Origin of the sequence: Tundrisphaera macrotermitis (genome assembly GCF_051175315.1) — a bacterium.
Classification (GTDB): Bacteria; Planctomycetota; Planctomycetia; order Isosphaerales; family Isosphaeraceae; genus Tundrisphaera.
This window is the reverse complement of record NZ_CP195100.1, coordinates 1,061,847-1,074,053: the sequence shown is the minus strand read 5'-3', so window position 1 is coordinate 1,074,053 and position 12,207 is coordinate 1,061,847. Positions and strand designations below refer to the sequence as shown.

General features: G+C 67.7%; 9 protein-coding genes. 4 read left to right on the top strand and 5 right to left on the bottom strand.

Going from position 1 to position 12,207, the window contains the following annotated elements; all coding sequences use genetic code 11:
* Positions 1 to 830 precede the first annotated feature (830 nt).
* A complete protein-coding gene (locus tag TA3x_RS04660; RefSeq protein ID WP_435018941.1) occupies positions 831 to 2,492 on the top strand; it encodes a glycosyltransferase family 39 protein in 1,662 nt (553 codons plus the stop codon).
* Positions 2,493 to 2,974: 482 nt separating this feature from the next.
* On the opposite strand, the gene TA3x_RS04655 is transcribed toward TA3x_RS04660, so the two are convergent.
* The gene (locus TA3x_RS04655; RefSeq protein WP_435022291.1) at positions 2,975 to 4,897 is read right to left on the bottom strand and encodes a YgiQ family radical SAM protein; all 1,923 of its coding nucleotides are present in this window, start codon (positions 4,895 to 4,897) and stop codon (positions 2,975 to 2,977) included.
* A 215-nt stretch (positions 4,898 to 5,112) separates the two neighbouring features.
* On the opposite strand from TA3x_RS04655, the gene TA3x_RS04650 reads away from it, so the two are divergent.
* Positions 5,113 to 5,661, top strand: a complete 549-nt coding sequence (locus TA3x_RS04650; RefSeq protein ID WP_435018940.1) for a Uma2 family endonuclease — start codon at positions 5,113 to 5,115, stop codon at positions 5,659 to 5,661.
* Here the strand turns inward: TA3x_RS04650 and TA3x_RS04645 are convergent.
* Positions 5,630 to 6,637: a glycosyltransferase family 2 protein gene (locus TA3x_RS04645; protein ID WP_435018939.1), complete on the bottom strand. Its 1,008-nt coding sequence runs from the start codon at positions 6,635 to 6,637 to the stop codon at positions 5,630 to 5,632. The genes TA3x_RS04650 and TA3x_RS04645 overlap by 32 nt on opposite strands.
* A 144-nt stretch (positions 6,638 to 6,781) precedes the next feature.
* Here TA3x_RS04645 and TA3x_RS04640 point away from each other — a divergent pair, with 144 nt between their 5' ends.
* Positions 6,782 to 7,435 carry a hypothetical protein gene (locus TA3x_RS04640; protein WP_435018938.1) on the top strand — a complete coding sequence of 218 codons (654 nt, stop codon included), beginning with the start codon at positions 6,782 to 6,784 and terminating at the stop codon, positions 7,433 to 7,435.
* A 29-nt stretch (positions 7,436 to 7,464) separates the two neighbouring features.
* Here the strand turns inward: TA3x_RS04640 and TA3x_RS04635 are convergent, their stop codons facing one another.
* Positions 7,465 to 7,776: a DUF971 domain-containing protein gene (locus tag TA3x_RS04635; protein WP_435018937.1), complete on the bottom strand. Its 312-nt coding sequence runs from the start codon at positions 7,774 to 7,776 to the stop codon at positions 7,465 to 7,467.
* A gap of 95 nt (positions 7,777 to 7,871) precedes the next feature.
* Here TA3x_RS04635 and TA3x_RS04630 point away from each other — a divergent pair, with 95 nt between their 5' ends.
* Complete coding sequence (locus tag TA3x_RS04630) at positions 7,872 to 8,126, top strand: hypothetical protein (protein ID WP_435018936.1); 255 nt, start codon at positions 7,872 to 7,874, stop codon at positions 8,124 to 8,126.
* On the opposite strand, the gene TA3x_RS04625 is transcribed toward TA3x_RS04630, so the two are convergent.
* Together TA3x_RS04625 and TA3x_RS04620 are read right to left on the bottom strand one after the other, a co-directional pair.
* Positions 8,115 to 9,509, bottom strand: a complete 1,395-nt coding sequence (locus TA3x_RS04625; protein WP_435018935.1) for a DUF1501 domain-containing protein — start codon at positions 9,507 to 9,509, stop codon at positions 8,115 to 8,117. The genes TA3x_RS04630 and TA3x_RS04625 overlap by 12 nt on opposite strands.
* 25 nt (positions 9,510 to 9,534) lie before the next feature.
* Complete coding sequence (locus TA3x_RS04620) at positions 9,535 to 12,003, bottom strand: DUF1549 domain-containing protein (RefSeq protein WP_435018934.1); 2,469 nt, start codon at positions 12,001 to 12,003, stop codon at positions 9,535 to 9,537.
* Positions 12,004 to 12,207: the final 204 nt, after the last annotated feature.

Genomic DNA, 12,207 nt, shown 5'->3' with positions numbered 1-12,207 from the left:
GCCGGGCCGGGAACGCGGCGAGGGCTTGGATCCGGGAGGGCGGGACGGACGGCGTGGCTTCATGGTCGGATGCGCGATTCTCGAATCGGACGGTCGTTGGGTTCGTTTCGCCCCGGGAGGGCGGGGCCGTCGGCCCGTGGCCTATCGATGTGGCCTGTAGCAGGATGGTTGCCGAGGTCCGGCCGGGCAGGCCTCGCCGCCGGTCGGGTTTGGCTTCGTTCGGGACGGGAAAGTGTTGACGTTGCGGCCGTTGAAAAAGCTCTCGTTCGCTTCATCCATCCGGTCCCGCATCGCCCCCTCGGGCGAATTGGCAGGGGCCTGGACGGCGCCCCCGGATCCGATCAGGTCCTGCCACCCGGCCCCCTGCAACGACTCGCGGCCCCCGGGATTGTTCCATGGCCCGCTGGACCAGGGCAGGTCGCGCCGGTGCGTGTCGCCCAGGAGATGCCCGGTGGGTAGATGCTCTTGGAGTTGGTCGGGTCGATTCCCGTATGACGGATGCACGCGATGTTGTCGCCGGCCCTTCCTATAAAGATCAGGATATCCGGAGGCCGCAGCACGAACAAGGCTCTGGGACGAATTCCAGGCGTGGCATTGAGGGCCGCAGCCTGGACAGCGCGGGACGAGCACCGTAAATTATGGGATTTTGCCGACCGTGGCGAGAAACCAAACCTATGCTCGGTCGGATGGTGCGATCGGATGCGCCGGAACACCGTTCACCCTTACTGGACGGGCGATCGGAAAGCGATCTCAAGGCTTGAGCGGCGAGACTTGTCGATCACATTCGAATGGCCACTTGCGTTACACCTCCCATCCGAGATCAAACCGCCGTGTCAAATTCCGAAATCTTCAAGCGAGCCTGGTTCGCCTTCCTCATCTCCGCCGCGGTCGTCGTACCCCGCTCACTTTTGATCGCATCCTCCCACAGCGAATCCTACGACGACCGCTACCATATTCGCCGGGGGCTCGGATTCTGGACGGGCACGATCCCGGCCAAGAATTTCGTCCTGAACGATCCACCATTGGGTGAGGCGATCATCGCCTTTCCGGTCTATCTGGTCAATTTATATAAGGGTTATCCGCCGTCGGAGTACGCGGGAGATGGCAAGCCGATCTCCCTGGAGGCGTTCGCCCAGATCTTCGCGGTGTGGAAATCGATCCTTTTCTGTCTCTCGGTCGCGCTCGCGTTTCATTGGTGCCGACAACTCTATGGGCTGCGGTCGGCCTGGTTCGTGATGGTATTATTGACCTTCGAGCCGAATCTGGCAGCACATGTGCCGGTCCCGTCGCTGGACATCCTGGGGATGGAGGCCATCCTCCTCGCGAGCTACCTCTCCTGGAAGTTCACGGAGAACCCGACGCGGGGACGAGCCATCGGCCTGGGGGCCGGCGCCGCGTTGGCGGTCCTGATCAAGCACACGGCCATCATCCTCCCCTTCGTCATCCTGCTGACCGCCGCGCTCCAGTGGTTGGTCCGCCCCCGGCTCTCGCGTGCGGAAATCCCCCCGGGCTCGGAGATGTCGCACTCCGGACGCCTACGCCTGCTCGCATTGGCGGGGGTTTCGGGGGCGTTTTTTCTGTGGGCCTTCCTGCTCTTCGATCGCACCCCACCCCTGTATTTTGCCATGGATGATGCCTCCCGGGCGGGGAGCAACCGGCCGGAGTTGAGGCGCATCCTGGAGTCGCGACTACCCGCCGGGCTTTATCTTTCATCGATCATCATCGCCACGTCTCATGGCAAGGATGGCCATCCGGCCTATCTGTTCGGCGAAAAGAGCACCGGTTGGTGGTATTACCTGCCTGCCGTCGCCCTCTATAAGGTCCCGATCGGGATCTGGTTCCTCATGATCCTCGCCGCGATCTCGGTTCGCACGATACCGCCGAAGTGGGCCGAGTGGGGCCTGGCCCTACCGGCGATCGCATGGGGATTATTCCTGATGAGTTCGCGATTCAGTATTGGCTTTCGCCATGCTTTTCCGTGCTACATCTTTCTGATCATGTTGGTGTCGCGTTGTGCATCGGCCTCGGGACGTTTCTGGAAGATGGCCTGCTGCGGGGCCGCCCTCGCGACCGCATTGCACTCCCTGTCCTACCACCCGAATTACATCGGCTATATCAATATCCCGAGGGAGAAAGCGTATCTAGCCATCTCCGATAGCAACGTGGATTGGTCGCAGTCCCTCAAGCAGGTCCGCACCTGGCTCGACACGCACCCGACCGGTTCCCGCCCGGTCACCCTCGCGTACTTCGGCATCGCGGCGATGGACGGGCAAGAAGTGGGCCGATTGGTCGAATATTACCTCGACAAGCGTGTGACGCTTCTCGACGACGCTCCCTTGCCGACCCAGGGCCTCATCATCGCCAGTCCTGTCCTGATCGCGGGGGCATATGAGGCGAACGATCGATTTGCGGCGCTCCGACAACGAGAGCCCGACGACATCATCGGCGATTGCATGCTCGTCTACGACCTGGATCAGCAGCCCAAGCCGTGAAGACGTCGCCTGACATCGCCCCACGCTTCGCATCGAGCATGGACCACCGCCTCGTCGAGCCGAGAAGGCCCGACCGCTTCTCGGCCACCTTCTTCTAGATCGTCGCCTGGGGGCGGGATGCTGGTTGCGACAAAGCCATCCGCCAGCGATCATGCCCCGGGCGAGTCACCTCATCCCACATGATCGCGCCCGCCTCTCGACCGGCCCGAGGGTCACCAGCCGCGATCTTCTCGACGAGGCGGGGAGCGTCCAGTCCGTCGAGGATTCGCGCCGACCCGACCTCTTCACAGCCCCTCGGCCCATCCTGGGCGATCTGTCGAAGGGGCCGTGAAGCGTTTCCGTGCGATCGCCAACGCCATCCCTGCTGGGCATGTTCGCTGGCGAACGACGTCCTCGGCGCTACCACCTTCGCCGGTCACCATCGGCCTGCGGACCGCGGATCGACGCCCCCCCACCCTAGACGCTCTCTCGAAGTCGCGAGTTCAGCGGCCCTTCTTCTGACCGGTCCGGTTTCGAGCCGTTTTTCGCCCCGGGCGATAGCCAATGCTGGCGGATTTCGGCGTCTCATGGGCGTCGATCTGGTGGACATACTTCCCCGCGCCCAGCGCGTTATTCGCCTTCTCCATCCTGGCACGCAAGGCGACCCTGGGCGGTTGGGCGGGGATGAGGCAATCACAGCCCGAGCCGATCAAGTCCTGCCGCCCGGCCTTCTGCAGCGCCTCGCGGACCTCAAAGTAGTTCTCCGGCTTGAAGAACTGGAGCAGGGCCCGCTGGAGCTTGCGGTCGCGGAGGTGCTTGGCGGTGAAGACTTCCTCGCCGGTGAACGGGTCGATCCCCGTGTAGTACATGCAGGTGGCGATGTCGAACGGGGCCGGGATGAAGTCCTGGACCTGATCCGGCCGGTAGCCGTTCCGCTTGAGGAACACGGCGAGGTCGATCATCGCGTCGAGGTCGCTGCCCGGGTGCGAGGCGATGAAGTAGGGGACGAGCGACTGCTTGGGCTTGCCCGCCTTATCGCTGGCCTCGCGGAACGCCTCGGCGAACCCGGCGTAATCCTCGACGTCGGGCTTCTTCATCCGGCGGAGGACGTCCGGGTCGGTGTGCTCGGGGGCGACCTTGAGGTGACCGCCGACGTGGTGGGTGGCCAGCTCGCTCATGTACTCGGGCGACTTCTGGGCCAGGTCCATCCGGATGCCCGAGGCGACCAGCACCTTGCGGACGCCTGGGACCTCGCGGCTCTCACGCATCAGCTCGACCAGGGGGCCGTGATCGGTGCCCAGCAGCTTGCAGACCGTGGGGTGGACGCACGACAGCCGCTTGCACTTGGCCTCGACCTCCGGCCGGGTGCAGCGCATCTGGTACATGTTGGCGGTCGGCCCGCCGATGTCCGAGACCACGCCCGAGAAGCTGGCGTCCTGCCCCATGCGCTGCAATTCGCCGAGGATCGACTCCTTGGACCGCGACTGGATGATCCGCCCCTGGTGGGCCGTGATCGAGCAGAAGGTGCAGCCGCCGAAGCAGCCCCGCATGATCGTGACCGAATCCTTGACCGTCTCGAAGGCCGGGATCCGCTCGTTGCCGTACATCGGGTGCGGCCGTCGGGTGAACGGCAGGCCGTAGACCCGGTCCATGTCGTCCTGGCTGATCGGCAGCCCGGGCGGGTTGACCACCACGGCCTGGCGGTCGTGGAACTGGACCAGGGTCCGGGCGTTGAGCGGGTTGGTTTCCTGGTGGATGGTCCGCGTGGCCTGGGCGAACTTCCGCTTGTCCGTCTTCACGTCCTCGAACGACGGGAGGACCAGGGCATCGGCCGGCGGGGTTTCCTTGGCCCCCAGGGCGTAGGCCACGCCGCGCATGTCGCGGAGGTCGCGGACCGTCTCGCCGGCCTTCAACCGCTTCGCGATCTCGACGATCGGCTGCTCCCCCATGCCGAAGACGACGAGGTCGGCCTTGGAGTCGAGCAGGATCGACCGCTTGACCGTGTCGCTCCAGTAGTCGTAGTGGGCCAGGCGGCGGAGGCTGGCCTCGACGCCTCCGGCGATCACCGGGACGCCGGGATACGCCTCGCGGGCCCTCTGGCAATAGGGCATGGTGGCGCGGTCGGGGCGGAGGCCGATCTTGGCCCCGGGGCTATAGGCGTCGTCGTTGCGGACCTTCTTGTTGGCCGTGTAATGGTTGATCATGCTGTCCATGTTCCCGGCGCTCACGCCGAAGAACAGGCGAGGCCGGCCGAACGTCTTCCACGCCTCGGCGCTCTTCCAATCGGGCTGGCTCAGGATCGCCACCCGGAACCCGGCCGCCTCCAGCACCCGGCCCAGGATCCCCATGGCGAACGCCGGGTGATCGACGTAGGCGTCCCCGGACACCAGGACCACGTCGACGGCATCCCAGCCCCGCCGCTCCATCTCCGCCCGGGTGGCGGGCAGGGGCGGCAGCGGCAGCGTCACCAGGGGCAACACCGGGAGCTGCGTCGGGGCGACGTTCGCACCGGCGTTCCGGGTCGAGCAGGGGGTGGCGGGCGGGGCGGTGTTCATGCGGTGCCGGCATCTCGGAGGACGGATCAACTCCAAACGGTTATTATCACCGTATCCTACACCCCTCGGCAACAGAGGTCCGACCGATGGCGACCATCTCACCCCCCGAGATCACCCCCGAAGACCTCCTGGCGATCCGCGACCGGCCCATGCCAGAACTCGTCGAAGGCGAACTGGTGGAGCGACCCATGGGCCAGAAATCCGACGGGATCGCCTCCCTGCTCCTCTTTTATTTGATGCAGCACGTGGTGCCCAACCGGCTCGGATGGGTCAACGGCGCCCAGGGCAGCTACCAGATCTTTCCCGATGACCCGAAGAAAGTCCGCATCCCCGACGGCTCGTTCACCCGCCTCGAACGTCTGCCAAACGGGTTCTCCGAGGGCCATGGCCGGGTGGCCCCGGATCTCGTTTTCGAGATCATCTCCCCGAAAGATCTGGCGGAAGACCTGGAACACAAGGTCATGGATTACCTGTCGGCGGGCATCCCGATGGTCTGGGTCGTCTACCCGCGAGCGCGAGTCGTCCGAGTGATCCGGGGGGATGGGACCGGGGGTCACCTCCGGTCCGGGGATGTCCTGAGTGGAGAGGACATCCTGCCCGGGTTCACCTGCCCGGTGGCGTCGCTGTTCGGCTGATCGCAGATTCTTGCTCTACGTCCGAACGATGGCCGTGTCGGATCAGCGAACCGACCAATCGGGCGGCGAGTTTCGGATCGGAGGCGATCACCCCGAGGGTTCTCGGATCGAGCCTGATCGAGCGGGACAGGCATCGCCGCGCCAATCCGTGATCGCCGGCCTTGCTCGCCGTGTAGGCCCGGTTGAGGAAGGCTCGGGCCAGTCGCCGGTCGGCGCGGCCTCGGGCCTCGGGGAAGTGGGCAAAATCGGCCGCGAAGGCATCGAGCAGCCGGACGGTTTCGTCCAGGTCGGCCGTCCCGCCCCGGAACCGATGGGTTTCGCTGGCCGAGTGCCAGCGGATGGCGACCGTGGGTGCGGCCAGCCAGGTGACAGGATGGGTCCGGGCGACCCGGATCCAGAAATCCCAGTCGACGACGTATCGGTAGGACGGGTCGAACCCGCCGACCGCCTCGTGGACCGCCCGCGCCACCGTGACACCCGAGCATCGGAGCGGGTTCTCCGCGGCCAGTTCCGCGAGGAACGCCCCGGGGCCGAACCGTCGATCGGCCGGGCCGCAGCCCCCGCGACCGACGACCGTCGCCGGGACGTCCCGCCCCGCCTCGTCGATCACGTCGGCCGCCGAGGCGATCAGCCCGACCGTCGGATCGTCGGCGAACGCCCCGAGATGGGCGGCCACGTGGCCCGATCGCATCACGTCGTCCTGATGGAAGATCGCCACCAGCGGGGTCTGGCTCAGCGAGACGCACCGATTCCAGTTGCCGGCCAGGCCGAGCCGCTCGGAGTTGACCGAGATCCGGGCCCGATCGCCGGCCATCTCGCGGACGATGGAAAGAGTGTCGTCCTCGGAGCGATCATCGGCGACGATCAGCTCGAAATCGACCCGATCCTGTCCGAGGATGCCGGACAGGGCCTCGCGGAGATGGCGGGAGCCGTTGAACGTCGGGAGGGCGACGGTGATTCGAGACGTTTCGGGCATGATTCGTGATTTCGAAGTGCTGGTTCCTGTTCGGGGCGCTAGACTGGCGGTTCACCACGTGCATGGCGTCGATCGCCCGGGGCATTGCGGGATAACTTCGAGGGTCATTCCATGCGTCTAACGCCTTTCCGAGCACTAGGGCTGGTGATCGTCGTCCTGATCGTCGCGTCGTCCGGGACGCGACCACGATTGCAAGCCCAACGGATCGAGACGGATGGGGAATTCGGTTCCGATCCCGTTCAGGGCGGGGTCAGGACGATCGCCGACGAGGATCTTGGCCCCGAAACGCGAGTTGTTTCGCCCACCATGAGCCTCGAAGCGACCCGGGTCTGGGTCAAGCTTCAGGATGTTGTCGAGGTCCGATTCGGCGATGGCACCTCCTTGGAGAACATCATCAAGTTCGTGCGCGAGTCCACCAAGGATTCGGCGCGATTCCCGAAGGGCATCCCCGTCTATGTCAATCCGCAGGGGCTCCGGGATGAAGATAAAACGATGCAGTCCGAGATCACGATCGAGTTGGACGGGCTCCCGCTGGGGAAGACGTTCGCAATCGCCCTGAGCCAATTGGGACTGGTCTACACGATCGAGCCGGCGGGATACATCGAGGTCACGAGTTCCGGGTGCGACGAATCCCTCATCGATCCGGGAGCGGTCATGCTCGAACGTTTGGCGTCGCTCCGACGGGAGATCCGAGCCCTGCGGATGGAACTGCGGGCAGGGCGACCGGTCGACTGGGGAGTCGGCCGGCGTGGGGCAGCCGCACCGCCAGCTTCCCAGGGACCGGTCGACTTGCGGTGAACCTGTCGGGAGGTGCGCATGTCCTCCGATCAAGCTCCGGTCGTTTGGTCGGCGATCAGGCGGAGGGTCTCCCAGGTGTAGAGGCCCGAGCCGTGGCCGTCGCTCCAGCGGAACTTGACGGCGTAGCTGCCGACGGGTTCCATGCCTTCGAGCTTGAGGTCGGCGGCGACCGAGGCGGGGTCGAGGATGCGTTCGCCGGTCCACTCGTCCTTGCAGGTGGCGCAGGGGCATTCGCCGCGGAGGTGGCGATAGCCCAGGCGGTCGACGCGGCCATCGGGCCAGGCCAGTTCCAGGGACTGCTCGGCCTGATGGGCGCGGATATTGGTCGGCGGGTCGATCATGGGTCGGAATCGTCGGGCCCGGGGTTTGCTGGTTCGTCGGTTCGAGACTAGCACAAGCCGGCCCCGGGCGGAACGGGGGCCGAGATCGGGGGTCGATGATGGAGAGGGCCGAACGCTTCTATGTGAAGGCCGCGAGCGTCAACGCGGTGCGCCGGGCCGTGCTCGGGACGCCCGGCGGGGTCCGGGTGATCGGCCGTTATGATCGCGAGACGATCGAGTGCCGGCACACGATGGCCGCGCAGAGCCTGGCCAAGAACTGGCCGGTGCTGCTCAGCCGATTCAAGAAGGCCGGCCTCTCCGTCGTGGATCGGCCGGGGGCGGTGAACTCCGGCCCGGAGTCAGCCGAATAGGCGGGCGATCGGCTTGCCCGAGGCGATCGGCAACGGCCGGCCGAGGGCGTCGATCACCTCGGTCTCGGGGTCGATGCCCAGGGCCCAGAACATCGTGGCCGCGATGTCGTCGGGCGAGACCGGGTCGGAGGCGGGGAACGCGCCGATCCGATCGCTCGACCCGTAGATGGCCCCCGGGGTGACGCCGCCGCCGGCCATCAGGGCGGTGTAGCACTTGGGCCAGTGGTCGCGGCCGTCGGGCCCGAACTGCTGGGTATTGGTGACCTTGGGGGATCGGCCGAACTCGCCCATCCAGACGATCAGGGTCTCGTCCAGGAGGCCCCGCGCGGCCATGTCCTCGATGAACGTGGGGGTGGTCTGGTCGGTGGCGGGCAGGAGCCGGTCGCGGAGCTTGCGGAAGTTCTCGCCGTGGGTGTCCCAGCCGCCGGACTCCTTCTGGCCGATGTTGTTGGCGTAATAGACGGTTACGAACCGGACCCCGGCCTCGACCAACCGGCGGGCCAGCAGGCAACTCTGGCCGTAGGTCGTCCGGCCGTAGGCGTCGCGGAGCGCGGCGGGCTCGCGCGACAGGTCGAACGCGGCCCGGACCTTGGGCGAGGCCAGCATCGACAGGGCGCGATCGTAGAAGGCGTCGATCCCCCGGGCGGTCGGCGACCAGCCCAGGTCCCCCTGCTCATCGATCAACTTCATGAGGCCGCGGCGGTCGTCGAGCCGGGCCAGCGGCGTGTCGGCGGGCAGGGTCAACTCGGGGAGCCGGAAGTTGGCTCGCGCGGGGTCCTCGCCGATGAAGAAGGGGTCGTAGGTCTTGCCCAGGAAGCTGGCCCCCTGGCCGGGGGTCACGCTGCCGTCGCGGAGGATGTGGGGGAAGGCCACGCTGGACGGGATCGAGGGATCGTCGGATGGCCGGAACCGCGCCGCGATGCTTCCGTACATCGGATAAAGCTCCTGCGAGTCGCGGAGCCGGATGTCGTCCACGGGCGGGGCGTGGCCGGTGAGGCTGTAGTAGGTGGCCGAGTTGTGGTTGCCCATCCGGTGGTGGACCGAGCGGATCTGGGCGAAGCGGTGGAGCACCTTCGAGAACCGGGGCAGGTGTTCCACGATGGGGACGCCGGGCAGGCTCGACTGGATCGGCTTGAACTCGCCCCGGATCTGGTCCGGGGCGCCCGGCTTCATGTCGAACGTGTCGATGTGGGACGGTCCGCCGAACTGGTGGAGGAAGATGATCGACTTCACCCGAGGCTTCAGCGTCGGCCTCGACCCCACCCCCTCGGCGCGGAGGACGCTGGGAAGGTTGAGCCCGAAGAACCCGGCGGCGCCCGCCTTGAGCAGGGACCGGCGCCCGGCCCGGCGGGTCGAGTGGAAGTCGTCGCAAGCGTAGGACATCGGCCCGGCCCCCCTGGATCATCCATCAGTGACGGAGCAGGAATTCTTTGCTGTTGAGGATCGCCCAGGCCACGTCTTCCCAGCCCTTGCGGCGGTCGGGGGCGCGGGCGACGTGGTCCAGGAGCGCGGCCTGGCGGGTGGCGTCGGGGCCGTGGCCGAGGGCCGCGAGGGTGAGCTCGTCGAGGATCGCCGCGTCCGTGGCCCCCGATCCGATCAGCCGCCCGATGCGATTGTCCTCGGCGGCCAGCTTGACGCGGACCGCATCGCCGTTGATGAGCTGGAACGCCTGGGCCAGGGTGGTCGATTCCGACCGCTCGCACTCGCAGGCCAGCAGGCGGTCGGGCTTGCCGAAGACCTTGAGGAACGGCCCCTCCGCCTTGACCCCGGGCCGCTGGACGGCTCGGGTGCCGGGCGGGAGCCCTGCGAACACCTCCGGACGCTCCAGGACCCGGCCGATCGCATCCAGCAGGACCTCGGCGGGCAGGATCCGCACCGTGGCATGGGAGAAGTTCGCCTCGTCGTCGGCGTTCGAATCGTTGGGGCGGGCGTCGAGGGCATAGGTCCGCGACGTCATGATCAGGGCGATCAGGGGCTTGAGGCGGTATCCGTCGGCCCGGAATCGTTCGGCGAGGAGGTCCAGCAGGGCGGGGTTGGACGGTGGGTTCGATTCGCGAAAGTCGTCGACCGGATCGACGATGCCCCGGCCCATGAGGTGGAACCAGGCCCGGTTGGCCATGTTGCGGGCGAACTGGGGGTTGTCCTCGGCCAGCCAGTCGGCGAGGGCGGAGAGTCCGTCGTCGTCGACCAGATCGGGCCGCTCGCCCCCGGGCGGCTTCGGGGGGAGCATCCGGCCGGTGCGGGGGTGGGCGATCTCGGGACGGCCCGAGAGGTAGACGATCTCGTTGCCGTTGATCTCATGCTTGTCGTTCTCGTCGCGGCGGAAGTTGTTGATCTGTTTCCGCTTGACGTTGCCGAAATAGGCGGCCAGCCCGTAGTAATCGTCCTGGGTCCAGCGGTCGTGGGGATGGTTGTGGCACCTGGCGCACTGGAGGCGGACGCCCAGGAAGACCTGGCCGAACGTCTCGGCCGCGGCCATCGGGTCCCGGTTCGTCCGGTGGAAGCTGGCCGGCGGCTTCCCCAGCGTCGAGCCCGTGGTCGAAACCAGGCTTCGGGCGAACGTATCGAGCGGGACGTCGGCGGCGATCTGGTCGCGGAGCCAGCGCTGGAAGGTCCAGAGGCCCTTGGGCCCCATCGTCCGATCCTCGTTGCGGAGTAGGTCGGCCCACTTCAGAGCCCAGAAGTCGGCGAACTCGGGCCGGGCCAGGAGCCGGTCGACGAGCTTGACCCGCTTGTCGGGATCGGCGTCGGCCAGGAAGGCGCGGGCCTCGTCGGCGGTGGGCAGGATCCCCAGCAGGTCGAGCGAGGCGCGGCGGAGGAAGGTCGCGTCGCCGGCCGGCTCGGACGGGCGGATCTTGTGGGCCCGGAGCTTGGCGAACACCGCGACGTCCACCGGGTTGGTCGGCTCAGGTCCGAACTCCGAGGGCGTCTGCCGGTCGGGCAGGAAGGCGAGCCGGCTCACCCCCCGGCCGTCGAGGAAGCGGACCGCGACGGTCGCCTCGATCGGCCTGCGGGCCTCGACGACCCCGTCCGGGCCGACCGCGACCTGCGCCGGGTCGTTGACGTCGAACGAGGCCTGATGGGTGACATCCCGCCGCGAGCCGTCGGAGAAGGTGGCCAGGACGACCAGTTGCTGCCGGAGCGAGGGGAATGGGAGGATCCTGGCCGACGGCTCGACATCGAGCCGGACCAGGCGGGGGGCGTCCTCCCGGTCGTCGCGGGCCCCCCGGCCGATCCAGCCGAGCAGGGCGGCGGCTTCCGGGCTCCCGGGCGCGAAGCGGACGCCCCCCTCGTGGGGATCCTGCCCGGTCGGCTTGCGGACCAGGAGGCTCCGCGCCGGGTCGATCAGGTCGGCCCGGCGGCCGAACCCGTCGCGGGTCATGGCGAGGAGATCGAATTCGGGGTCGTCGCCCCGGAGGCTGAGGCGGAACCCGCCCTTGCCGTGGATGTTCCCGTGGCAGGCCCCGGCGTTGCAGCCCGCCCGCGAGAGCAGGGGCAGGACGTCGAGCCGATAGCTGGGGGCCCTCTCCACCCCGGCCCGGCGGACCTCGACCGGGATCGTCGTCGCGAGCCCGTCCGCCTCGACGCGGATCTCGGCCCGGCCGTCGGCGCGGGGCGTGATCAGGCCGGAGCCGGAGGCCGAGGCGACATCCGGAGGGGAGATCGTGAGGCGGGCCGACGAAGAGACGTCGCGCGTGGTGCCGTCGCCCGAGGCGATCGAGACGGAAATCTGCGCCCGATCGGACGCCCCATCCAGCCGGATCGCGGCGGGGAAGGCCTGCAACCGGGGGGGCTCGGCCGCATGGCCGATGGCGATCGGGGCGGCGAGGCCGGCCAGCCGGGCGATCGCCCGGAGTGTCGCGATTGAGGCGGGCAAGGCGGCCCCCGGGTTGGCAGGTTTCGGGGCGGGGTGGGATGCCGGGATGGGTCCCATCGTAGGGCGGCCGCGAGGGCGGGGTCAAGCCTGCACATCCCCGGGCCCGGGCCGGCCAAAAGAAACGGACGGGCGGCCCGGGGAGGGCCGTCCGTCCGCGATGTTGCATCGTCGAGACCGGCCCCGGAGCGATCCGGGGCCGTCTCA

Excerpts from the sequence above, each read along its gene's own strand:
- TA3x_RS04650 (WP_435018940.1), top strand. The coding sequence starts at position 5,113 with ATGGCGACCATCTCACCCCCCGAGATCACCCCCGAAGACCTCCTGGCG.
- TA3x_RS04645 (WP_435018939.1), bottom strand. The coding sequence starts at position 6,637 with ATGCCCGAAACGTCTCGAATCACCGTCGCCCTCCCGACGTTCAACGGC.
- TA3x_RS04630 (WP_435018936.1), top strand. The coding sequence starts at position 7,872 with ATGATGGAGAGGGCCGAACGCTTCTATGTGAAGGCCGCGAGCGTCAAC.
- TA3x_RS04625 (WP_435018935.1), bottom strand. The coding sequence starts at position 9,509 with ATGTCCTACGCTTGCGACGACTTCCACTCGACCCGCCGGGCCGGGCGC.
- TA3x_RS04635 (WP_435018937.1), bottom strand. The coding sequence starts at position 7,776 with ATGATCGACCCGCCGACCAATATCCGCGCCCATCAGGCCGAGCAGTCC.
- TA3x_RS04655 (WP_435022291.1), bottom strand. The coding sequence starts at position 4,897 with ATGGAGCGGCGGGGCTGGGATGCCGTCGACGTGGTCCTGGTGTCCGGG.